16 protein-coding genes and 1 riboswitch are annotated in these 22,157 nt (G+C 66.4%); of the genes, 8 read left to right on the top strand and 8 right to left on the bottom strand.

The genetic code is table 11. From position 1 onward, the window contains the following. Position 1 precedes the first annotated feature (1 nt). The 4 genes from uxaC to purN form a co-directional block, all read right to left on the bottom strand. Positions 2-1,411, bottom strand: a complete 1,410-nt coding sequence (gene uxaC, locus CURSPS6_RS09725; protein ID WP_030015843.1) for a glucuronate isomerase — start codon at positions 1,409-1,411, stop codon at positions 2-4. Between the two features lie 63 nt (positions 1,412-1,474). Next, positions 1,475-2,530: a LacI family DNA-binding transcriptional regulator gene (locus CURSPS6_RS09720; protein ID WP_051687882.1), complete on the bottom strand. Its 1,056-nt coding sequence runs from the start codon at positions 2,528-2,530 to the stop codon at positions 1,475-1,477. Between the two features lie 96 nt (positions 2,531-2,626). Continuing rightward, on the bottom strand, positions 2,627-4,237 hold the full coding sequence (gene purH / locus CURSPS6_RS09715; protein WP_030015841.1) for a bifunctional phosphoribosylaminoimidazolecarboxamide formyltransferase/IMP cyclohydrolase: 1,611 nt from the start codon (positions 4,235-4,237) through the stop codon (positions 2,627-2,629). Between the two features lie 48 nt (positions 4,238-4,285). Further along, a complete protein-coding gene (gene purN, locus CURSPS6_RS09710) occupies positions 4,286-4,855 on the bottom strand; it encodes a phosphoribosylglycinamide formyltransferase (protein ID WP_030015839.1) in 570 nt (189 codons plus the stop codon). A 38-nt stretch (positions 4,856-4,893) separates the two neighbouring features. On the opposite strand from purN, the gene CURSPS6_RS09705 reads away from it, so the two are divergent. Continuing rightward, on the top strand, positions 4,894-5,319 hold the full coding sequence (locus tag CURSPS6_RS09705; protein ID WP_030015838.1) for a hypothetical protein: 426 nt from the start codon (positions 4,894-4,896) through the stop codon (positions 5,317-5,319). A gap of 16 nt (positions 5,320-5,335) precedes the next feature. On the opposite strand, the gene CURSPS6_RS09700 is transcribed toward CURSPS6_RS09705, so the two are convergent. After that, a complete protein-coding gene (locus CURSPS6_RS09700; RefSeq protein WP_055725744.1) occupies positions 5,336-7,186 on the bottom strand; it encodes a DUF6350 family protein in 1,851 nt (616 codons plus the stop codon). A gap of 120 nt (positions 7,187-7,306) precedes the next feature. On the opposite strand from CURSPS6_RS09700, the gene CURSPS6_RS09695 reads away from it, so the two are divergent. Then, positions 7,307-8,602 carry a glycosyltransferase family 4 protein gene (locus CURSPS6_RS09695; RefSeq protein ID WP_051687880.1) on the top strand — a complete coding sequence of 432 codons (1,296 nt, stop codon included), beginning with the start codon at positions 7,307-7,309 and terminating at the stop codon, positions 8,600-8,602. 23 nt (positions 8,603-8,625) lie between these two features. Here CURSPS6_RS09695 and CURSPS6_RS09690 read toward each other — a convergent pair whose 3' ends face one another. After that, entirely contained in the window at positions 8,626-9,066 is a 441-nt protein-coding gene (locus CURSPS6_RS09690; RefSeq protein ID WP_030015835.1) for a plasmid stabilization protein, read from the bottom strand. Then, positions 9,063-9,248: a hypothetical protein gene (locus tag CURSPS6_RS09685; RefSeq protein ID WP_152978128.1), complete on the bottom strand. Its 186-nt coding sequence runs from the start codon at positions 9,246-9,248 to the stop codon at positions 9,063-9,065. Before CURSPS6_RS09685 ends, CURSPS6_RS09690 begins: the two co-directional genes overlap by 4 nt. Before the next feature lie 27 nt (positions 9,249-9,275). After that, a riboswitch (SAM riboswitch) is annotated at positions 9,276-9,408 on the bottom strand. An 82-nt stretch (positions 9,409-9,490) separates the two neighbouring features. Here CURSPS6_RS09685 and CURSPS6_RS09680 point away from each other — a divergent pair. Continuing rightward, positions 9,491-13,183 carry a DEAD/DEAH box helicase gene (locus tag CURSPS6_RS09680; RefSeq protein ID WP_035811027.1) on the top strand — a complete coding sequence of 1,231 codons (3,693 nt, stop codon included), beginning with the start codon at positions 9,491-9,493 and terminating at the stop codon, positions 13,181-13,183. A gap of 43 nt (positions 13,184-13,226) precedes the next feature. Here CURSPS6_RS09680 and CURSPS6_RS09675 read toward each other — a convergent pair whose 3' ends face one another. After that, the gene (locus CURSPS6_RS09675) at positions 13,227-14,270 is read right to left on the bottom strand and encodes a DUF418 domain-containing protein (protein WP_051687878.1); all 1,044 of its coding nucleotides are present in this window, start codon (positions 14,268-14,270) and stop codon (positions 13,227-13,229) included. 147 nt (positions 14,271-14,417) lie between these two features. Between CURSPS6_RS09675 and CURSPS6_RS09670 the strand changes: the two genes are divergently transcribed. The 5 genes from CURSPS6_RS09670 (at position 14,418) to CURSPS6_RS09650 (ending at position 21,942) form a co-directional block, all read left to right on the top strand. Beyond that, complete coding sequence (locus CURSPS6_RS09670) at positions 14,418-15,461, top strand: YdcF family protein (RefSeq protein WP_030015831.1); 1,044 nt, start codon at positions 14,418-14,420, stop codon at positions 15,459-15,461. 201 nt (positions 15,462-15,662) lie between these two features. Then, on the top strand, positions 15,663-17,921 hold the full coding sequence (gene betT / locus CURSPS6_RS09665; RefSeq protein ID WP_082470414.1) for a choline BCCT transporter BetT: 2,259 nt from the start codon (positions 15,663-15,665) through the stop codon (positions 17,919-17,921). Further along, positions 17,918-19,393, top strand: a complete 1,476-nt coding sequence (locus CURSPS6_RS09660; RefSeq protein ID WP_030015829.1) for an aldehyde dehydrogenase family protein — start codon at positions 17,918-17,920, stop codon at positions 19,391-19,393. Before betT ends, CURSPS6_RS09660 begins: the two co-directional genes overlap by 4 nt. A 22-nt stretch (positions 19,394-19,415) precedes the next feature. After that, positions 19,416-21,014, top strand: a complete 1,599-nt coding sequence (locus CURSPS6_RS09655) for a GMC family oxidoreductase (RefSeq protein WP_030015828.1) — start codon at positions 19,416-19,418, stop codon at positions 21,012-21,014. A gap of 91 nt (positions 21,015-21,105) precedes the next feature. Then, positions 21,106-21,942 (top strand): aldo/keto reductase, encoded by an 837-nt coding sequence (locus CURSPS6_RS09650; protein WP_030015827.1) that lies wholly within the window; start codon positions 21,106-21,108, stop codon positions 21,940-21,942. The last annotated feature ends 215 nt before the right edge of the window (positions 21,943-22,157 follow it).

The raw sequence follows: 22,157 nt of genomic DNA, 5'->3' as shown, positions 1-22,157 counted from the left end.
GTCACAGCTTGAATACCTTCCTCGGGTTGGTGTCCGTCAGTTCGACGATCGCCTTCCGCGCGCGTTCCTCGGTGATGCGGTGTTCGACCACCAGGGTCGCGAGGTAGCCGGCGTCCACGCGACGGGCGGCGTCGTGGCGCGCGGGGATCGAGCAGAACGCGCGCGTATCGTCGATGAATCCGGAGGTCCGCGAGAATCCCAGGGTTCCGGTGGTCGCCGATCGGAACCGACGCATGGCGTCGGGTTCGTCGAGGAACCACCACGGCGCGCCCGCGTAGACGGCTCGGTAGAAACCCGCCAGGGGCGCGATCTCGCGGGAGAAGGTCGTCTCGTCCAGCGTGAACAGGACCAGGTTGAAGTCGTCGGAATTGCCGAAGTCGCTCAGCAGCGGTTGCAGGCCACGCGTGTAGTCGACCGCGAAGGGGATGTCGTTGCCCGTATCCGGGCCGAAGCGCCCGACCGTCTTCTCGCTGTGGTCCCGATACGAACCGGGATGGATCGTCATCGTCAGGCCGTCCTCGACCGACATCCGCGCGAACTCGTAGGTCATGGCGGCTTCGAAGAGCAGGGCCTCTTCCGTCGTGGCCTGTCCGCTGCGTCCCTTGTCGAAGAGGGCGGCGGCCTCGGAGGGATCGAGCCGAACTGACGTGGGGGTCCACACCCCGTGGTCCGCGGAGACCGCCCCGTTCTCGATGAAGTAACGACGCCGGTTGGCCATCGCCCGGAGATACCCTCGGTACCCGGTCTGTCCCTCGCCGGCCACATCGATCAAGCGGTCGACGTTGGCCGGGAACTGGTGATTCCAGAATTTCACGTACGCGTCCGGGCGGAAGGTCGGGACGACCCGGCTCGTGAAGGCGGGGTCTTGCGCTAACTCCCGATGGGGCGCCAGGTCGTCGAGCGGGTCGTCGGTGGTCGCGAGAACCTCGATGTTGAATTCGTCGAAGAGCTCGCGGGGCCGAAATTCCGGGCGGGCCAACACCGCGGAGAGCTGATCGTAAAGCTCATCGGCGTGGGCCGCGTCGATCGTCGAGTCGTCGAGACCGAAAACGGTCGCGAATTCCCGGCGGAGCCAGTATCCGGAGGCGGTGCCGTCGAAGAGCTCCCACCGTTCGCAGAAGGTCCGCCAGATCTCGCGCGGGTCGGTCCCCTCGGAGGCGCCGGCGTTGACGTCGGCCAGCTCGACGCCGTCGGCGTTAAGGAGGCGGTAGACGTAGTGGTCCGGGCTGATCAACAGGGTCGCGGGATCGGGGAACGCGTCATTGCGCGCGATCGACTCGGCGGCAACGTGTCCGTGGGGCGAAAGCAACGGCAGATCCTCGGCGATCGCCACGAGCTCGCGGGCCACCGTGCGCGTCGCCGGATCCGCCGGGAGGAGGCGGTCGGGGTTCAAGGCGATGGACTGTGTCATGTCCTTATTCCACGCCGCGGCCGCCCCGGGAGGCCACCAGTTGCCATAAGTTGCCAGGAGGCCCTATCCGCCGCCGGTCCCCAAGGAACTCGCCCGGACGATGAGCCGGGCCGGCATCGTGACCGGCCGGTCGGTCGCGGCGTGCGCCCCGTTGGCGATGGCCATGACGTGGGCGGCCGCGGTGGCCCCCATTTTTTCGAACGGTCCGACCACGGTGGAGAGCTGGGGGTTCACCAGGGAGGACGCGAGGAGGTCGTCGAATCCCACGATCATCACGTCCTCGGGAACCTTCACGCCGTCTTCTTGGACCTGTCTCATGAAGGACAGCGCCATGAGGTCGTTATAGGCGATCACGGCGTCCGTGCGATGCAGGAGCCAATCCCGCGCGGCCTGTCCCCCACCGGCCATGGTTGGCTCGTACGCCCCCATGCGACGAGCCTCGACGCCGTGGTCGCGGGCGACATCGCGGATGGCGGCCCACCGCATTCCGTTGGCCCACGACGTCTCCGGGCCGGCCAGGTACGCGACCGAGGCGGCGCCGCGCTCCGCCAGGTGTTCCACGGCCAGACGGGCCCCCTGGGCCTGATCGATCACCACGCTCGCCACGCCGCGGACGCTGCGGTTCATCACGACCATGGCCTTCTGTTTGGCGAAGGTCCGGATCGCGGCGTCCGGCAATCGGGCCCCGGCCAGAATCAGCCCGTCGACCGAGGCGATGCTGCGCTGGATCGCCTCGCGTTCGCGTTCCCGGTCTTCCCGGGAATTCGACAGGATGGTGGTCATGCCGGACTGCCGCGCGGCGAATTCCACGCCCTGAACCATGTCGATGAAGACCGGGTTCGAGATGTCGGCGACCACGAGGCCCAGCACCCACGACGGCCCGCGATCGGCGCTTCCCGCGCGACGGAGCGCCTCTTTGCGATACCCGAGCCTTTCGGCGGCGGCGCGCACCTTCTCGGCGGTCGCGAACGAAACCCTTCCGGGCCGGGAGAAGGTTCGCGACACGGTCGACGCCGCAACCCCGGCCTCCCGGGCGACGTCATAGATGCTCGCGCGGGGCCCGACGGCGGATTGGTCGCGGCCCGCCCGATCTTCCGCGCCGTCTTCGTCGTTGGTCATGCCTACATTGTGCCCAACTGTGGCCTAACGCACGACGCCGCCGGCTTTCGTGACGAAAGCCGGCGGCGCGCCAGAGTGATCTGTCAGAGGGATTCGTCAGTGGAAGAAATGGCGGGCACCGGTCGTGTACATGGTCACGCCGGCCTTCTGCGCTGCCTCAATAACTTCTTCGTCGCGAATCGATCCACCGGGCTGCACGACGGCGCGCACGCCCGCGTCCAACAAGACCTCGAGCCCGTCCGCGAACGGGAAGAACGCGTCCGATGCGGCCACCGCGCCGCGGGCACGCCCGGCGCCGTCCTCGCCCAGGGAATTGGCCCTCTCGACCGAGAGCTTGCACGAATCCACGCGATTAACCTGGCCCATGCCGATGCCAACCGCCGCGCCATCGTCGGCCAGCAGGATCCCGTTGGACTTGGCGGCGCGCAATGAGCGCCACGCGAAATCCAGGTCTTTCAGCGTCTTCTCGTCCGCGGGCTCGCCCGCGACGAGGGTCCAGGCAGCGGGGTCGTCGCCCTCCGCCTGGAGCCGGTCGCTCTGCTGGAACAGCGCGCCGCCGGAGACCTGGCGGTATTCGATCGAACCGCGCTCGAAGCCCTCCGGGAGGAGCAGGATCCGCAGGTTCTTCTTGGTCTGGAGGAGCTCGAGCGCTTCCTCACTGTACGACGGGGCGATGATGACCTCGGTGAAAATCCCCTTGACGGTCTGCGCCATACCGAGAGTGACCTCGCGGTTGGCCGCGATCACGCCGCCGTAGGCGGAGAGCGGGTCGCACGCGTGGGCCTTGCGGTGGGCCTCGGCGATCGGGTCCTCGGCGTCGGCGGATCCGACGGCGATGCCGCAGGGGTTGTTGTGTTTGATGATCGCGACGGCGGGCTCATCGAAGTCGTACGCGGCACGTAACGCGGCGTCGCCGTCGACGTAGTTGTTGTACGACATCTCCTTGCCACCCAGCTGTTCGGCCTGGGCGATCCCCGGTGCCGAGGCCGGGTCCACGTAGAGGGCCCCGCGCTGGTGGGGGTTTTCGCCGTACCGCAGGGACGCGGATCGTTCGAAACCCAGGCCCGCGTACGGGGGCCAGAAGTTGGCGTCGGGATCCTGCGTGAACTGCTGCTGGGTCCAGGTGGCCACGGCCGTGTCGTAGGCGGCGGTGTGGGCGAAGGCCCCCGCCGCGAGCCGGCGGCGGGCCGCCAGGTCAAAGCCGCCCTGGTGGGCCGCGGCCACGACGTCGCCGTATTGGTCCGGGTTCACCACCACCGAAACCGAATGGTGGTTCTTGGCGGCGGCGCGCACCATCGAGGGACCGCCGATATCGATCTTCTCGATGATGTCCTCTTCCCCGGCCCCCGAGGCAACGGTGTCGACGAAAGGATACAGGTTGACGATCACGAGGTCGAACGGTTCCACGCCAAGGTCGGAGAGCTGGTCGACGTGGTCCTGCTTGCGGCGGTCCGCGAGGATCCCCGCGTGAATCTTGGGGTGAAGGGTCTTGACTCGGCCCTCCAGGCATTCGGGGAATTCCGTGATCTCGGCGACCTCGGTGACCGGGACCCCGGCGTTCTTGATCGTCCCCGCGGTCGACCCCGTGGAGACGATGTCCACGCCGGCCTCGTGCAATCCGCGGGCCAGATCCTCCAACCCGGTTTTATCGAATACGGAAATCAATGCTCTTCTGAACGGAATGCGATCCAGGTCGGTCTGGGACACGAAAACTCCAACTCGTCGACGATGGCGCTGATCGGCCACTGACGGACCTCAGTCTATTAGCCCCTCGGAGAGTTTTTTAATCGTCGTCACCAATAATGACCTCTCCTGGACCTTGATCCGCTCGTGCAACGAGGACTCGTCGTCCCCCTCGAGAACGGGAACCGCCGCTTGGTCGAGGATCGGCCCGGTGTCCACCCCGGAATCCACCAGGTGCACCGTCACGCCGGTGATCTTGACCCCGTGGGCCAGGGCATCTCGCACGCCGTGGGCACCGGGGAAAGAGGGCAACAGCGCCGGATGCGTGTTGACGATGCGGCGTTCGAAACGCCTCACGAACTCGGCGTCGACGATGCGCATGAATCCCGCAAAGATGACGTAATCCGGCGCGTAATCCGCGACCCGCCGTTCGAGGGCGCGGTTCCAGTCCTCGCGCGTGGAATGCTCTCCCGGCGCCACCGTGAAGGTCTCGATTCCCCGGTCTCGGGCCCGCTCGAGTCCCCGGCAGGGCTTGTCCGCCCCGACGGCGGCGATGTCGACATCGAGCAGACCGGCCGACGCGGCATCGAGAATGGACTGAAGATTGGTCCCAGAACCGGAGACCATGACCACTATGCGCATGGGCATACTCTACCCAGCCGCCCGGTAGGGTTGAGCCTATGACCTCACCCAGCCCCGAAACGGATCCGGAGACCATCAAACGGCATGAATCGCTGATCTATCGATCTCGGCTGATGATCGTCCTGTCGGTGGCGGGTTTCATGGCGACGGTGCTGTCCGCCACGCCCGTCGGCTTCTGGGCGCTGATCGTCGCGATGGTGCTTCTTCTCTTGGGCGCCGTCTGGACGATCCTGACGATGATCTCGCTCAAGCGGGTCAAGGGCCCGTGGATCGGGCACGTCGTCCTGGTTCTGCTCCTGCTGGGGGACCTTTATTTCACCGCCAACGCCGGCATTAATCTCGCGTTCTGGGGCGTCACGAGCGACTACCGCGAGTGCGTGCAGAACTCGCTGACCATCTCATCCACCGGTCAGTGCCAGACGGATCTTTTCGACGCGCTGATGAATAGGCTGTTGGGCCGCTAACGCCGCGGCGAGATTTTTACTTCTCGCCGTCCCCCTTGGCCTTGCGGGGCCGACGCGGCGGACGGGCGATCACGGGTCGCTCCGACTCAAGCGCGTGGTCCGACTCCGGCGCGGCGGCGGATTCTCCCCGCGGCGCGGGGCCTTCCCACGGTGCCCGCGAGGATGGCCTGCTGGCCCTCGGCGTCCGTTCCGGGGTGACCACCGGTTTAGCCGCACTGCCCGCGCCCGGTGTGGACTCCTGGGCGGCGGCGGAGAACCGGGTGGAACCGCGGGGCCTCGGGGGCAGGGGGCCCTTGCCGTCGCTGCCCCTGCGGGGCTCGCCCCCGGCGGCCGTCGAACCGGCCGGCCGATCAGTACGCGAACTCGGCGTGGCGTGCGATGCCGACGCCGGCCCTGGGGATGATGCCGCACGCGTCCGCGAGGTTTTCGCGCCGGCCGTGGATGCCTCCCGCTGGGGTGAGCCCGCCGACGAGGCCGTCTGGGTCGCCGTGCCCGCGGCTGCCGCACGCGGGGCGGTGGCCCCGGAAGCCGCCGGAGTGGACGTGGCCGTCCGGCCGCGAACCGAGGAACCGGACCGGAACGTCTCCGCCGCGGGATCCCGCTCGATCCACGGCCCCAAGAGCTGTCCGATCAACGAACCGATGCCGACGGTCACCGCGGCCCACGCGCCGGTCAGCCACGGATTGGGCCCCACATCGGTAAAGCGGCCGACGCCGAGGGAGCCGTGCGCCAGGGCAGCCAGAATGCAGGCGACGATCCCCACGAGTAGCCCGAGACCAATCGCCGCGGTGAGGCCCGACAGGACCGCGGCCAGCCAACGCCAGGACAGCCGCAACGTGAACCATTCATCGAGGTGGTTTTCTCCGTCCCGGATGAAGTACCAACCGGCGAGCGCGCCGACCACGACCGGCAACACGAGCACCGCGTAGCCCCAGACCCCGGGTTCGGCCGGGACGGCGCCGAGGATCGGGAGGGTAGGGAGGGCACCGGCGTTCGTCGCGGCCGGGGAGATGAGGGTCCCCGTTCCCAGGGAGAATCCGGCGCCGGTCCCCCACGCCAGACCAAAGATGATGAGGTTCGGCAACAACGCCAGTTGCAGCAGGGTCACGGCCAAGTCGCCCACGGCTCCCGCGTGGAGGCCCTGGTACAGGGAGATGATGCGGTTCCAGTGGACAAAGATCGACAACCCGGTCAGCAGCGCCCCGACCCCGACCAGCCCGACGGCCGCCAAGGACGCGGCCTTGACGAGCGAGACGAGATACGCACCGGTCCACCGCGAGTACTGGCTGTACTTCTCCGACAGTTTGTCGGGGTCGATTCCGACGAGCCGCAGCCATGAGCCCGCGACGCGATGCCCGCCCCACAGCATGCCCACGACCACGACCCACAGGGGGATAATGGCCGCGGCCACCGGATGGGATCCGAGAGCGGAGCTGCTGGTCAGGAGGCTGACGGCGGCGCAGATGACCCCGTAGGTCAGGCCGCCACCCACGATGGCCTGCCAGAACTGGCCTTCGTAGGACGCGCGGGCGAGGCGTTTTCCCGCCCGGCGGACGAAGAGGAGCACCACCACCGTGAGGCCCAGCGGCGTCAGGCTCGCGACGCCTTGTACCGCGGTGGTCCCCACGCCGCTCGGAATGTTCAGGTGGAGGCCAACCCCGTGGCCGGCCAACCAGAGCTGACCCGATCCGCCCAGGACCGCGCCGACGGACCCCGGCATGCCGAGGGTGAACCAGCCGATGAATACGATCACGACCACGAACAGCAACGAGCCGATCGCGGTCAGGAGGATCTCGATCACTGCCTGCATCCACAGGGGCATGGGCAGTGACTGGGGAAGCGAGGGTCTACGAGGCGTCTTGATCATCGCGATTCATCATCTCACGAGCCTTGAGTTTTGGCTTTTCATTCATCGTTCAACCGACCGTTACTTGTTGATGACCACCCGGCATCCGCCACGCGATTGTATGGCTGTGTGCGAATCCTCATGGTTGCCGAATCGTTTGTTCCCCACCTCAGCGGTGTGACGACCTCGCTGCTGCGAAGCGCCGAGAACCTGCGGCGCCGTGGACACGAGGTCATGTTCCTCGCCCCCTCCGGGCGGGGATTCACCCCGTCGGACTGGTCCCCGACCATCCTGCCGTCCCTCCCCCGGGTAGGACCGGCGGAAGACGTCCAGGCCTCCCGCCCGGCGCCCGCCACCTGCCCCGTGACGCTGGCCCCCGGCCAGACGTACGAAGAGGTAGAGGGCACCCCGACCATCAGGATGCCTTCCCTGCCCCTCGCCGGGTACCCCACGTTGCGATTCTCGATGGGGACCGTGACCGCGGTGCGCCGCATCATGGCCGAGTACCGCCCCGATGTCGTGCACATCGCTTCCCCCTTCGTGTTGGGTGCCCGGGCCGTCACGGCGGCCCACGCGCTGGGGATTCCGTCCGTCGCGGTCTACCAGACCGACGTCGCGGCGTACACGCACCGATACGGCATGCCGTGGCTCAAGGCCTACGCGAATAAGCGCATCGCCTCGATCCACACGACCGCCACGATGACGCTGGCGCCGTCGCACTCGTCGATGGACTATCTCGATTCGCTCGCGATCCCCCGCGTCTTCAAGTGGGGCCGCGGCGTCGACACGGAACTGTTCCACCCCGGACGGCGGTCGGAGCGCGTTCGGCAAAGCCTCGGTGTGGCCGAGGGACAGCTCGCGGTGGGTTTCGTCGGCCGCCTCGCGTCGGAAAAGCAGGTCGAGGACCTGCGGGTCGTGCAGTCATTGCCCGGGGTGAGGCTCGTGATCATCGGCGCGGGTCCCGAACGCGCCCGCTTGGGCGCCACGCTTCACCAGGCCGTATTCACCGGTCAACTCACCGGAACCGACCTGGCCGAGCACGTCGCGAGCCTTGACGTGTTCGTTCATCCCGGCGAATTCGAGACTTTCGGCCAGACCCTCCAGGAGGCCATGGCATCAGGGGTCGCGACGGTCGCCGTCGGCAAGGGCGGGCCCCTGGACATCATCGACGACGGCGTGACCGGCCGCCTGTACGAGCCGGGGCAATTGGGCATGCTTCGTGCGATCGTGGCATCCCTCAGGGACCACGAGGTGCGCGGTGAGCTCGGCGAGAAGGGCCGCCGGGCGATGGAAGCGCGGTCTTGGGGCGCCGCCTCGCTCAAGCTCGAGGGCTACTACGATCGCGCCACGGAATTCCACCGGAGCCGGCAGCTCCGGCGATGGCGAGGGGCCCCGCGTCGGGGCGCGGCGAGCGCGGCGTCTCGCCACCGGGTGTGACGGGAGCCCACGGCCTCGGCCGTTTAGCTCTCTCGCCAGGGGTCCTGCGCCTCGACGCCCCATGCCCGGTAGACGTCGGCTTTGGAGGACACCACCGTGAGGTCGTGCACCTCGGCCGTCGCGGCGACCAGGCCTTCCACGGCCGCGCCCGTCCACGAGGTCGAGGCGTGCTTGCCCATGCGAAGTATGGAATCAGGGGTCGAACGCCCCGCCCAGGCGCGGGCCACCTGGGGGTCGACGTTCAGCACGTGATCCTGGAAGCGTTCGCCGAGCTCGTCCAGCCAGCGATCGGTCTCACCGTGCGGGTACAGGCCTTTCAGCTCTCCCACGGACAGCGCCGAGACGAACAGGGTTCGGTGCGACCTGCGGCGAAGGAACGCCACGATCGTGGGATTCGGCCGTGACCGACGAATCTCGGCGAGAACATCGGAATCCAGCAGGAGGCCGCGCAAGCCAGAACTCATGCGGCGTTGTCCACCGCCAGAGAGACGATGGGCTCACCGGTGCCCGCCGGCGCCAGCAAAAAGTTGAGGAATTCCGTCCGCGCGGAGTCGACCCGCGCGTAGTCCTGGATGCTCATGGCACGGTACCCATGGGAAACGGGGACCGCCGCGGAGAAATCGGGGCGGGGAGTGGAGGTGGACATGGCCATCAGCGCGATTGCGCAATCCTTTCGATGCTCTTGCCTATACCAAACATCAGTGCCGCAGGCGCGGCGAATATAGACCGCTTCGTCATCCGAACCACCCGTGAACATGGGGTTGGTGCCCAACCAAGTCGGAGCTTGGCAGTTGGGTCTCTTGAAGCTGTTCACCAGCGTACCCAAGAACTTCCCCGGTTGAAAAGTCCTTCCTCCGAAGTTTTTCGACGGGGTATAGATTGGAAGTTATGCCATTTCCCGCTCAGCAGATGCCGATCTCCGTCGCGCAGATCATCAAAGCCGTTGGCCACAACGCCTTCGGCCGAGGTGAGCGGTACTATCGCGCGGGCAAGGTGCTCTCCGCGGCCTACGACGCCGACAGCCTGACGTTCTCCTCCAAGGTCTCCGGCAGCGATCGCACCTCCTATTCACAGACCGTCATTTTTCCGGCCGAGCAGACCCTTCATTCGGCGCCGTTCCATTCCTTCTGCTCGTGCCCCGTCGGCACGAACTGCAAACACGTCGTCGCCGCGTTGCTCGGGTGGTTCCACGAAGGCGGGTGGGGCGAGGCCACCTCGGATCGCCCGTTGCGTTCGGCCTCGCCCGCGGGAAGCACCGAGCCCGGCTCAGAGGCGAACCCGGAGGTCCCCGACGCCGTGCGTCGCTGGTCGGAGGAGAGCGGCGTGACGCTGCCGGAGTCTGCCCTGCAGACCTTCACCTCCTTGTCCCGGAAGCAGGAGGAACCCTCCAACCGTGCGCTGGGGCAGATGCACACGTCCTGGCGTCGGCAAATGACCCGCGCCCTCCAATCGCAACGCGCCTATGGGTCCGCTCACGACCATCGTGTTCCCGCCGCTTTGGACCTCGACGTCGAGGTCCCCCATCACCGGTGGTACGGCCGTCAGCCGGATGGCTCGCCCGCGCCCGTCCGGCTGACGGCCCGCCCCATGCGCCTGGGCACTCGCGGCCGTTGGATTAAGGGAGGGCTGAATTGGAACGTGTTTTCCGGAGACAGGAGCCACGACGGAACCATCCCGGACGAGCACGCCGACTGGTTCCGCGAGTTCTACTCGGTCGTCCACCCGGATCAGGGCATGTACGCCTCGACCCACGATTACGTGAGGCTCGACCACGTCGCGTCCTCGTTGCTGTGGGACCTCTTGGAACGCGCCTCGTCCCTGGGCATAGCGATCTTGGTGCGGGAGCGGCCGGTCGTGATCGGGCTCGCCCCCGACACCAGACTTCAGCTGAGGATCGAGCGTGCGGAGGACGGCGGCCTCACCCTCTCCCCCGGCTTCCGCTTCGATTCCGGCGCCACGGATGAGCCTGAGGGATCGCAAGGTTCCGAGGCGCCGTGGGTTCCGGCCTCCGAGACCTTCCCCCTCGGCAGGAACAACGATCCGCAGGCCTATTTCGCACTGGGAGGCCAACTGCACGCGCAGTACAGCCGCGACGCCGAGAGCTCCGGGTCGTGGGGCTCGGTCCGCCCGTCGCCCCTTCCCGCCCTGGCCCGCGACGCCCCCGAGGAACCGTGGATCTCGGAGGAAACCGAGCTCTTATTCATCCCCCTGGCCGAAAGGCCCAGCCAACTGGCTCGTTCGATCGCCGAAGACGGCACGTTAGCCATTCCCGAGGCCGACGTCCGCGATTTTGCGGAAGACTTCTACCCCCAGGTGGCCCGCCGGGTTCCGGTGGTCACCGACGAAGACGCCGCAGCGTCCCTGCCCGAGGTCCTCGCGCCCGAGCTGATCTTCGACGTGGAATTCTTCAAGCCCGGCCGCGACGACGCCCGGTTGTTCCCCGCCGCGGCCGACTGGTACTGGCTGTATCCGTCGTCGCCGGTCAGCTGGCCGCACGACGCCGAGGAAGACCCGGGATCCGAGGAAGAACGCATCCGGGTTCCGGTCGGGGTCGGGCACCCGGACCCGTACCGTGAGATCCGCGACGCCGAGCTCGAGCTCGGCGTGATTTCCGACGTCCGGCGGGCCCTTCCCGACACCGCCCTTCACTCGACCGAGCATTCCGGCTGGGAAAGCCACGACCTCGTCGAGCGCGTCATCCCCACGGTCGAAAAGATCCCGGGAACCCGCGTGATCGTCAGGGGCGACGTCCCGGAATTTACGTCGTTGGACTCCGACGCGGACGTGACCGTCTCGGTCGAATCCACCGGTGACCGGGACTGGTTCGATCTCGGCGTCACGGTGCGCGCCGGGGCCTGGTACGTCCCCTTCGTGGACATCTTCCGCGCCCTCGATTCCGGCCAGAAGCACCTGCTCCTCGGCGACGGCTCCTACTTCCGCCTGGACCGCCCCGAATTCATGAAATTGCGGGAGCTGATCTCCGAGGCTCGGCAGCTTCAGGACGAGTCCGCCCCGCTCCAGATCAATCGCCATCAGGCCGGTCTGTGGGAAGACCTCGAAGAACTCGCCACCAACGTGCACGTCGCCGACGAGTGGAAAGAATCGGTCCAGGCCCTCCTCGAGCTGGACGAGATCCCCGAGGTGCACCTCCCCGGCGATCTGACGGCCACGCTGCGTCCGTATCAGCTCGAAGGCTACCGCTGGCTGTCGTTCCTGTATGACCACCGGCTGGGCGGCGTCCTCGCCGACGACATGGGCCTGGGCAAGACGGTACAAACCATCGCCATGTTCCTGCACGCCTTCGAGGTCTACCGGACAGAACGCTCAGACGCCGCCCGCCGGCCCCGGTTCCTCGTGGTCGCCCCCACCTCCGTGGCCCCCAACTGGGCCCGGGAGATTCAACGGTTTGCCCCGTCCCTGACGACCGAATTGATCAGCAGCACGTCGGCCAAGTCGGGTAGCTCCGTGGTGGACCGGGCGGACGGCGCCGACGTGATCATCACCTCCTACGCCCTTCTCCGGCTCGACGAGGGAGAGTACCGCGATCTCGGGCTGACCGGTCTGATTCTCGACGAAGCGCAGTTCATCAAGAACGCCAAGACGAAGGCCCATCGAATCGCTCGGGACCTGCCGGCTTCGTTCAAGCTCGTGGTCACCGGCACCCCGATGGAGAACGACCTCATGGAGCTCTGGTCCATGTTTTCGATCGCCGCCCCCGGCCTGTTCCCGTCGGCGCGGAAATTCCGTGACTCCTACGCCAAGCCGATCTCCAGCGGAGAGAGCGACGAGGCCCTGCCGCGGCTCCGCCAACGCGTCCGACCCCTCATGATGCGCCGCACCAAGGAGCTCGTGGCGGCCGAGCTCCCCGAGAAGCAGGAGCACCGCATCGACCTGCCCCTGTCCGAGGCGCATCAGAAGGTCTACGACACCCGTCTGCAGAGGGAGCGTCAGAAGATCCTCGGCCTGCTCCAGGACATGGACAAAAATCGGTTCACGATCTTCCAGTCCCTCACCATGCTCCGGAGGCTCTCCCTCGCGGCCGGACTGGTCGACGAGGAGCACGCCGGGGCCGAATCCGCCAAGCTCACGTATCTCCGGGAGAATCTGCCCGAGATCATCCAGGACGGCCACCGGGCCCTGGTGTTCAGCCAGTTCACCTCGTTCCTGAAGATGATCGCGCAGGTCTTGGACGAGGCGGGCATCCCTTACCTCTATCTCGACGGCACCACGCGAAACCGCGGGGCCGTCCTGGATGCCTTCAATAACGGCGAGGCACCGATCTTCCTCATCAGCCTCAAGGCGGGCGGCTTCGGCCTCAACCTCACCGCCGCGGACTACTGCTTCATCATGGACCCGTGGTGGAATCCCGCCGCCGAGGCACAGGCCGTGGACCGGACCCACCGCATCGGCCAGAAGCGCAACGTGATGGTCTATCGTCTGGTCTCGGCCGGAACCATCGAGGAGAAGGTCATGGACCTCAAGAAGTCCAAGGCCGCCCTGTTCACCGCGGTCATGGACGAGGGGCAGGTCTTTTCCTCGGCCATCGGCGCGGACGACATCCACCGCCTGTTGGAGGGGTGAGCCGCCGCCTTCGCGGCGCTCGGACCCGGCGACGAGGGCCTCCTCAGACCGCGGAGTTGGTCCTGAGCGGACGCATTCTCCGCGTTCCCCACCAGGTCACCCGACGCCAGATCCGTTCCAAGGGCCCCTGGGTGAAGGTGCGCAACCAGGCGGTCGAGCACGCCCACTGGAGCACCAGGAGGGCGACGCAGCCGATCATGCACCACGTCCACGAGGAGGAATCCTCCGACCCGCGCAGGTCGGGCACGAGGATCCCGGCGACCGTGACGACCAGGGTCGCGCCAATGTAGTTCGTCAGGGCCATCTTCCCGAGCGGGGAGAAGACGGCGACCATGACCCGCCGCAGCGGCGTCGTCATGAGCGCCAGGGCGACGAACGCGTACGTGAGTGCGCCCAAGAGCCCGATCTGCGCGGTAAAGGACATGTCGATCAGACGGTCCATTCGGGTGGTCGTGAGGTACACGGCCGCATCGGCGACCACGAGCACCACCGCGATGGAGCACGTCAACACCGGATAGGTGGTCATCCTGCGGACCCACGTCGATGATCCGAGGGCACATCCGAGGAGGAACAGCCCCGGGACCATGGCTAGGCCGCCGCTGGCCATGGTGACGCTCAGGGCGGTCAGCACCAGGCCACCGGCGAGAGTCACCCAGACCCGCGCGCGGTCGGGAATCCAGGTGCTGGGCACGAGGAGCAGGAGACCCGCGAGACCGTATCCCAGCAAGGCCTCCCCCGGCTGAAGCACCTGGTGCACGGCGCCCAGCACCGCGAGCATCGAGAAACGGCGGATCATCGCCCACCGCGGAGACTCGCCCTTGGCGCGGGCGGCCGTCCACATCAGGCCGAAGCCGATGCCGAAGAGCAAAGAGAAGATGGGGAAGAACCTTTGCTGGACAAAATCGTCCAGCCACATCCTGGTCTCGTTCGAGACGCCGCCGAGACCGAGGATCGCCGGTGCGTTGACGAGAAGGATGCCGGAGAGCGCCAGGCCCCGCAGGACGTCGAGCTCCTGGATTCGGCCCGGTGCGGGAGCGCGGACGGCCGCGTCGGCGGCCCGTTGGTGATCAATAATTTCGCTGGTCATGATCGTGAAATTAGCATCCCTACAATTTTTGAACTACCGCTGTGAGACAGATTCAGTGCTGGGTGACCAGAGTGGATTCCCAGGTCTACGCACGGGGTAGAGGTGGCTCTACCGAGGGGCACAAGCTCATGTGGCAGACTCATAAGAATGATTCTCGTGTGGTTGTTGCTGGTCATCGCGGCCCTGTTCGCGGCCCTCTACATCGCGGGGCACCGCCGCGACCCCCGAATGCTCCGCAACGGCGTCTTTTTAACCATGTCCCTCGGCCTGGCGGGACTGACCGGAATCTACTGGGCGGCACTCGTGGTCCCCGGCGGAGAAGTGGTTCTCGCCCTCATGGTGTTGGCGATCCTGGTGGCCACGGTGACGCTGGCCATCGCCCTGATCGCCAACGGCATCACGATGATTCGGCTCGAAGGAAAACGCCTCAGCAATGTTCTGTCGCTCCTGGCGGGGATCGGGATCATCGCGCTTCCGGTCCTCGTGGCCTTCCTCTTCGGCCTCGATCTCCAGCACCTTCCCGGCCTCACGGTGACGATCCGGGCGGTCGCGTCTCTGCTGGTGCTGGTGACCATCTACTTCGGGGTGGCATTTATTTCTTTCGCCGTGTACTCCGTGGTCTACGGCATCACCCCCGCGACGAGCCGGCCCACCGCGATCATCGTGCTGGGGTCCGGCCTGATCAACGGCGAGGTTCCACCTTTGCTCCGGAGCCGTCTCGACAAGGCCCTCGCCCTGTACCATCGCGAAAAACTCACCGGTCACCGCCCGATTCTTGTTCCGTCCGGCGGGCAGGGTGCCGACGAGCCTCGCCCCGAGGCGACCGCGATGGCCGAGTACCTGCTGAGTCATGGCGCCGACGCCGAGGACGTTCACCCTGAGACCGAGTCGCGCACGACCCGCGAGAATCTGGCTCTGTCTCAGAAAATCCTGAGTTCCCTGGGCGTCGAAGGCGAGTACCTGGTGGTCACGAACAACTACCACGTGCTCCGTGCGGCGAGCCTAACCCGTCAGGTCGGGTTGCCCGCTCGCGCCGTCGGCTCTCCTACGGCACGTTACTTCCTGCCGAGCGCATTCATCCGTGAATACGTGGCCATCATCACGCAGTACAAGGCCTTCAACGCCCTCGCGTGCCTGCCTTTCGTGGCACTCGTCGGTTTCCTTCTCTGGGAGGCCCTTCAGAAACGCTGACCTCAAGACCCAGACGAGTACAAGGAAGCAGCCGGCGGTTCATCCCGACGACCGTGTGAATTTTTAACCGGTTCACACCTCGTTGGCTTGGTCAAGGTGACGGGCGCAGACCCCAAAAATGCCTGGTCAACCGTGTTATAACGTGTTTTGCGGCCGATTCTTAGCATTCCAAATATTTCTATCAACGCTCAGAAAGGACCCATGACAGATCCCGGTAGCTCATCCTCCACGCCCGCTCGTACTTCTCAGATCTTCCCCTCGAAGGAATCACCCGACCCGGGAACGGATCCACATCCTCCCACCGGAATGAATAAGTACGCACCGAGCAAGACCAATTGGAAGGTCTTCGGAGGCGCTGCACTGGGGATCCTGCTGATCTCGGTCTGGGCGCTGATTTCCCCGGACTCCGCCAGCACCGTGCTCGGCGCCGTGGTGACCTGGGTATCGAAGAACTTCGGCTGGTTCTACGTGCTGACCGGGACCGTGGTTTTGGTCTTCGTGATCCTGGTGGCGCTCGGCAAGACCGGCAATATCCGCCTCGGGCCCGATCATTCCCGGCCGCAATTTCCCATGTTCTCCTGGGCCGCCATGCTCTTCGCGGCCGGGATCGGCGTGGACCTGATGTTCTACTCGGTCCTGGAACCGGTCACGCAGTATTACTCGCCCCCGCAGGGCTCCGGCGAATCGGCCGATGCCGCCCGCCAGGCCGTCGTGTGGACCCTCTTCCATTACGGGCTCACCGGCTGGGGAATGTACGCCCTCATGGGGCTCGCCTTCGGCTACTTCGCCTATCGGTTCAACCTGCCACTATCGATCCGCTCGGCCCTCTACCCGATCATCGGCAAGCGCATCAAGGGAGCGGCGGGCGACGCCGTCGACATCGCCGCCCTGCTCGGCACGATCTTTGGCGTGGCCACGTCCCTCGGCATCGGGGTCGTGCAGATCAACTACGGTCTGCACTTCCTCTTCAATCTGCCTCAAGGCGTCGCCGTGCAGGCGGGTCTCATCGTCGTCTCGGTGGTCCTCGCCACCGCATCGGCCGTCTCGGGCGTCGACAAGGGCATCCGCCGCCTCTCAGAGCTGAACATCTACCTCGCCCTAGCCCTGTTGCTGTACATCCTCGTCTTCGGCGACACCGCATTCCTGTTCAATGGGCTGGTCACCAACCTCGGCGACTACGTCAGCCGCTTCCCCGGAATGACCATGGACGCCATGGCCTTCGATCACCCGGACGACTGGATGAACACCTGGACCATCTTCTTCTGGGCCTGGTGGGTCGCGTGGTCCCCGTTCGTCGGGCTGTTCCTCGCCAGGATCTCCCGCGGCCGCACGATTCGCCAGTTCGTGGTCGGCACGTTGACGATCCCGTTCGTCTTCATTCTGATCTGGATCTCGATCTTCGGAAACTCGGCGCTGCACAGGATCTACGAGCAGAAGGATTCCGGATTCGGACAGGCCATCATGGGCAACTCCGAGGAAGCCTTCTACACGCTGCTGGCCCAGTACCCGGGGGCCACCGCCGCGGCGGCCGTCGCGACCTTCACGGGGCTGCTGTTCTACGTGACCAGCGCCGACTCGGGCGCCCTGGTGATGTCGAACTTCGCCTCGACGATCGAGGATCCCAACCAGGACGGCCCGCGCTGGATGCGCATCTTCTGGGCGGCGGCCACCGGCCTGCTGACCCTGGCGATGCTCATGATCGGCGGCATCACGACCCTCCAATCGGCGACCATCGTGTTCGGCCTGCCCTTCGCGATCGTCCTCTACCTGGTGATGTTCGGGCTGTGGCGGGCCTTGAGGGTCGAACGGGCGGACATGGATTCTCGCGTCGCGGCCTACGCCGGTGTCCGCGCGGCGAACCGCTCGTCGAGCATCGAGCCGGCCGGGCAGACCCGCAATTGGCGTCAGCGCCTGACCCGCTCGCTGTCCTACCCCACGCGCCGCGCCGCGACGCGGTACGTCCAGTCGGTCGCGTCCCCCGCGTTGGAAGAGGTCGGCGAGGCCCTGCGGACCGAAGGGGTCACCGCCGAGGTCGAACACGGCCTGGACCCGTCCAGCGACATTCCGTATGTGACCCTCACCGAACACATGGACGGCGAGCGCGACTTCATCTATCAGATTTACCCGGTCGCCCGGCCGACCCCGCGCTACCTCCTCAGCCCCTCCACCACGGAGGACACCTACTACCGCTTCGAGCCCTTCTCCCTGACGGGTTCGCGCGGCTACGACGTCTACGGCTACACCAAGGAACAGCTGATTCACGACGTCCTGGACAACCACGAACGCCACCAAGAGTTCATCCGCTTGAGCGGGCCGAACGTCGAGGACACCGGATCCACGGAGATCATCGGCTCCTCGGTGGCGATCACGGACTGGTCGATGGACTTCCCGTCCACCGATGAACACATCGAGTCCGAGAAAACCTCGGGCACAGCAACCGCGAAGGAAGGCACTCAGTGAGCAACACGCTGTACATCGACGGACAGTGGGTTCCGGCCCAAGAAGGCGGCACCCGAACGATCACCTGCCCTGCGGACGGACGCGAGGTCGGCGTCGTCGCCGAGGCGACCTCCGCCGACACCGAGAAGGCCATCGCCGCCGCGCGACGCGCTTTCGACAGCGGAGCCTGGTCGGCCTCCGCGCCCGAGCGCGGAGACTTCCTGCTCGCCGTGGCCCAGAAGCTGCGCGACCGCAAGGACGAATTCGCCCGCGCGGAGTCCCTGGATACCGGTAAGCGCCTGGTCGAATCCGAGCTGGACATGGACGACATCGCGGCCTGCTTCCAGTACTACGGCAAGGCGGCCGCCCAGGAAGCCGGCCGCGTGGTCGATTCCGGGGATCCCGCGGTCTCTTCGCGGGTCGTCACCGAACCGGTCGGCGTCTGCGGCATGATCACCCCCTGGAACTACCCCCTCCTTCAGGTGGCCTGGAAGGTCGCCCCGGCGCTCGCGGCGGGCAACACCTTTGTGCTCAAGCCCGCGGAGTTGACGCCCCACACGGCGATCCTGCTCCTGGACATCCTGGACGGGCTGGGCCTTCCGGCCGGCGTCGGAAACCTCGTGCTCGGCGCCGGGGCTCAGGCCGGCGCGCCGCTGTCCTCGCACCCGGACGTGGACCTCGTGTCCTTCACCGGCGGTCTCGTCACGGGCCGCACGGTCGCCCGGAGCGCCGCGGACACGGTCAAGAAGGTGGCCCTCGAGCTGGGTGGCAAGAACCCCAACGTCATCTTCGCGGATGCCGACTTCGACGCGGCCGTGGACAACGCCCTCAACGGCGCGTTCGTCCACTCCGGCCAGGTCTGCTCGGCCGGTGCGCGCATCGTCGTGGAGGAATCCATCGCCGAGAAGTTCACCGCCGAGCTGGTCCGTCGCGCGGAGAATATCCGCATCGGCGGCCCCTTCGACGAGAATGCCGAGACCGGCGCGTTGATCTCCGAACAGCACCGCGAAAAGGTCACGGCGTACGTCGCGGAGGGCGTCGCCGAAGGCGCCCGGGTCCGTTGCGGCGGCGAGTGGGCCACGGACGGTGAGCTGGCCAAGGGCTGGTTCTACAAGCCGACCGTGATCGACAACGTCAAGCGTGGGATGTCGGTCGTCCGCGACGAGGCCTTCGGGCCGGTCGTGACCGTCGAGACCTTCACGACCGAGGACGAGGCCGTGGCCACCGCCAACGATACGTTCTACGGTCTCGCCGGCGCCGTCTGGACCAACGACGCGGGCAAGGCGGAACGGGTCGCGGGGCGCCTCCGCCACGGAACCATCTGGATCAACGACTTCCACCCGTACCTCCCCCAAGCCGAGTGGGGCGGCATGAAGCAGTCGGGTGTGGGCCGGGAGCTCGGCCTCGAGGGCCTGGGCGAATACCAGGAGACCAAGCACATCTACCACAACACCGCCCCGGCCGTGACCGGCTGGTTCAGCGACGACCGCTAAGCACGCGAAAGGACACCACGCTATGACCGAATCCCAAGAATTCGACTACATCATCGTCGGCGGTGGCTCCTCCGGGGCCGCAACCGCCGCGCGTCTGAGCGAGAAGAACCCGCAGGCGCAGGTCGCGCTCATCGAAGCCGGCCCGGACGACGCCGACATCGACGAGGTGCTCAGCCTGAATCGCTGGATGGAGCTCCTCGAATCCGGCTACGACTGGGACTACCAGATCGAGCCCCAAGAAAACGGCAACTCCTTCATGCGGATGGCCCGCGCGAAGGTCATGGGAGGCTGCTCGTCGCACAACTCGTGCATCGCCTTCTGGGCCCCGCGCGAGGACCTCGACGAGTGGGAGTCCGTGCACGGAGCCCAAGGTTGGAACTCGGAGAACGGCTACCGGCTCTACCAGCAGCTCGAGACCAATGAGGACGCCGGAACCGACGGCGGCGAGCACCACGGCGATTCGGGCCCGGTCACGCTGATGAACGTTCCGCCGAAGGACCCCTGCGGAGTGGCCCTGCTGGACGCAGCCGAACAGGCTGGGATCCCCAGGACCCGGTTCAACTCGGGCACGACCGTGACCAACGGCGCCAATTTCTTCCAGATCAACCGCCGCCCGGACGGAACCCGTTCGTCCTCGTCGGTCTCGTACATCCACCCGATCCGGGAGCGGGAAAACTTCCACCTGCTCACCGGCACCCAGGTCAAGCGCGTGATCCTCGACGAGAACCAGCGTGCGACGGGTCTCGAGGTGGTCGACAACGCGTTTGGCACGCCCCGTGTCATCACGGCACGTCGGGAAATCGTGCTCTCCGCGGGCGCGGTCGATACCCCGAAGCTGCTCATGCTCTCCGGGATCGGCCCGGCCGGTCACCTGGCCGACGTCGGCATCGACCCCGTGGTCGACTCCCCCGGCGTGGGCGCGCACCTCCAGGACCACCCCGAAGGCGTGATCCAGTGGGAGGCCAAGAAGCCCATGGTTTCCGTGTCCACGCAGTGGTGGGAAATCGGCGTGTTCACCCAGGTCGATGCCGGGTTCGACGACGAGCTGCCCGGTCGGCCGAACCTCATGATGCACTACGGCTCGGTCAACTTCGACATGCACACCCTGCGTCGCGGGTTCCCCACGGCGGAGAACGCCTTCTGCCTGACCCCCAACGTGCCGCACGCCCGCTCCCGCGGCACCGTGCGGTTGCGTTCCCTGGACTTCCGCGACAAGCCCATGGTCGATCCGAAGTACTTCACGGACGACGAGGGTTACGACATGGCCGTGATGATCGAGGGCATCCGCACCGCGCGGAAGATCGCCCAGCAGCCCGCCCTCGATGAGTGGCGCGGCCGGGAGCTTTTCCCGGGCGAGGACCTCACGACCGACGAAGAGCTCGCGGATTACATCCGGGACACCCACAACACCGTGTACCACCCCGTGGGCACCGTGCGCATGGGCGCCGACGACGACGCGATGTCCCCGCTCAACGCTCGGCTTCAGGTCAAGGGCATCCAGGGCCTCCGGGTCGCTGACGCCTCGGTAATGCCGGAGATCGTCTCGGTCAATCCGAACATCACCTGCTTCATGATCGGCGAGCGCGCCGCCGAATTGATCACCGAGGACAACGCGAGCTAGTCGCCGAATCGATGGGGCGGGCGGGGAATACTCCCTCCCGCCCCCTCGTTACATAGCCGGACACAGTATTAGCTTGGGAAAGGACTCATCCATGAACACGTCTCCGAACATCACGTTCAACGACGGTCAGCAGATTCCGCAGCTGGGCTACGGTGTATGGCAGGTCGAGGACGACGTCGCGGAGAAGGTCGTGGGCCAGGCCCTCGACGCCGGTTTCCGCCACATCGACACGGCGAAGATCTACGGCAACGAGGCGGGCGTCGGACGAGGCATCGCCGCCTCCGACGTCGACGAGAAGGACATTTTTGTCACGACCAAGCTCTGGAACGACGACCAGGGCTACGAGTCGACCCTCGAAGCCTTCGATCGTTCCGCGGAACGCCTGGGGCTGTCCAAGCCGGTGGATCTGTACCTGATCCACTGGGCGCAGCCGGAGAACCACCTGTACCTGGACACGTGGAAGGCCATGATCGAGCTCCAGCGACAGGGCAAGGTCGTCTCGATCGGCGTCTCCAACTTCCCCGAGGAGCAGCTGCGGGAGATCATCCGGGAAACCGGCGTGACCCCGGCGATCCACCAGATCGAATTGCACCCGTACTTCAACCAGGCACGGATGCGCCAGGTCAACGAGGAGCTCGGCATCAAGACCGAGGCGTGGTCCCCGCTCGGCCAGGGCGGTGACGTTCTCAAGGAGAGCACGGTCACCGAGATCGCCGAACGACACGGCGCTTCCGCCGGGCAGGTCGTCATCGCATGGCACCTGGCCATCGGCAACGTCGTGATCCCGAAGTCGGTCACCCCGGAACGCATCGTCGAGAATTTCAAGGCCCTCGACGTTTCGTTGTCCGCCGACGAGGTCGAGGCCATCAACGGCCTGACCAAGTCGGACGGTCGCATCGGCAACGACCCCGTGGAGACCATGAAGTAGACCACGACCAACGTCGACGACGGCGCTCTTCCCCCTGGGGGACGGGCGCCGTCGCCGCGTGGGCGGCCGTGCGCCACCTCCGAACGCCGTATCAGGTAATATCCACCTCCGGTGTTGGCACGGCTATGCGGGCGTGCCTACGCTCATTAGGTACGACACGAAATGCGCGTGCGGATCGACAGCGCGGGCGCCGCGATTGCGCGGCTCCGCGGCGA

This window comes from Curtobacterium sp. S6, from assembly GCF_000710345.2.
Classification (GTDB): domain Bacteria; phylum Actinomycetota; class Actinomycetes; order Actinomycetales; family Micrococcaceae; genus Rothia.
This window is presented reverse-complemented; position numbering and strand designations above follow the sequence as displayed.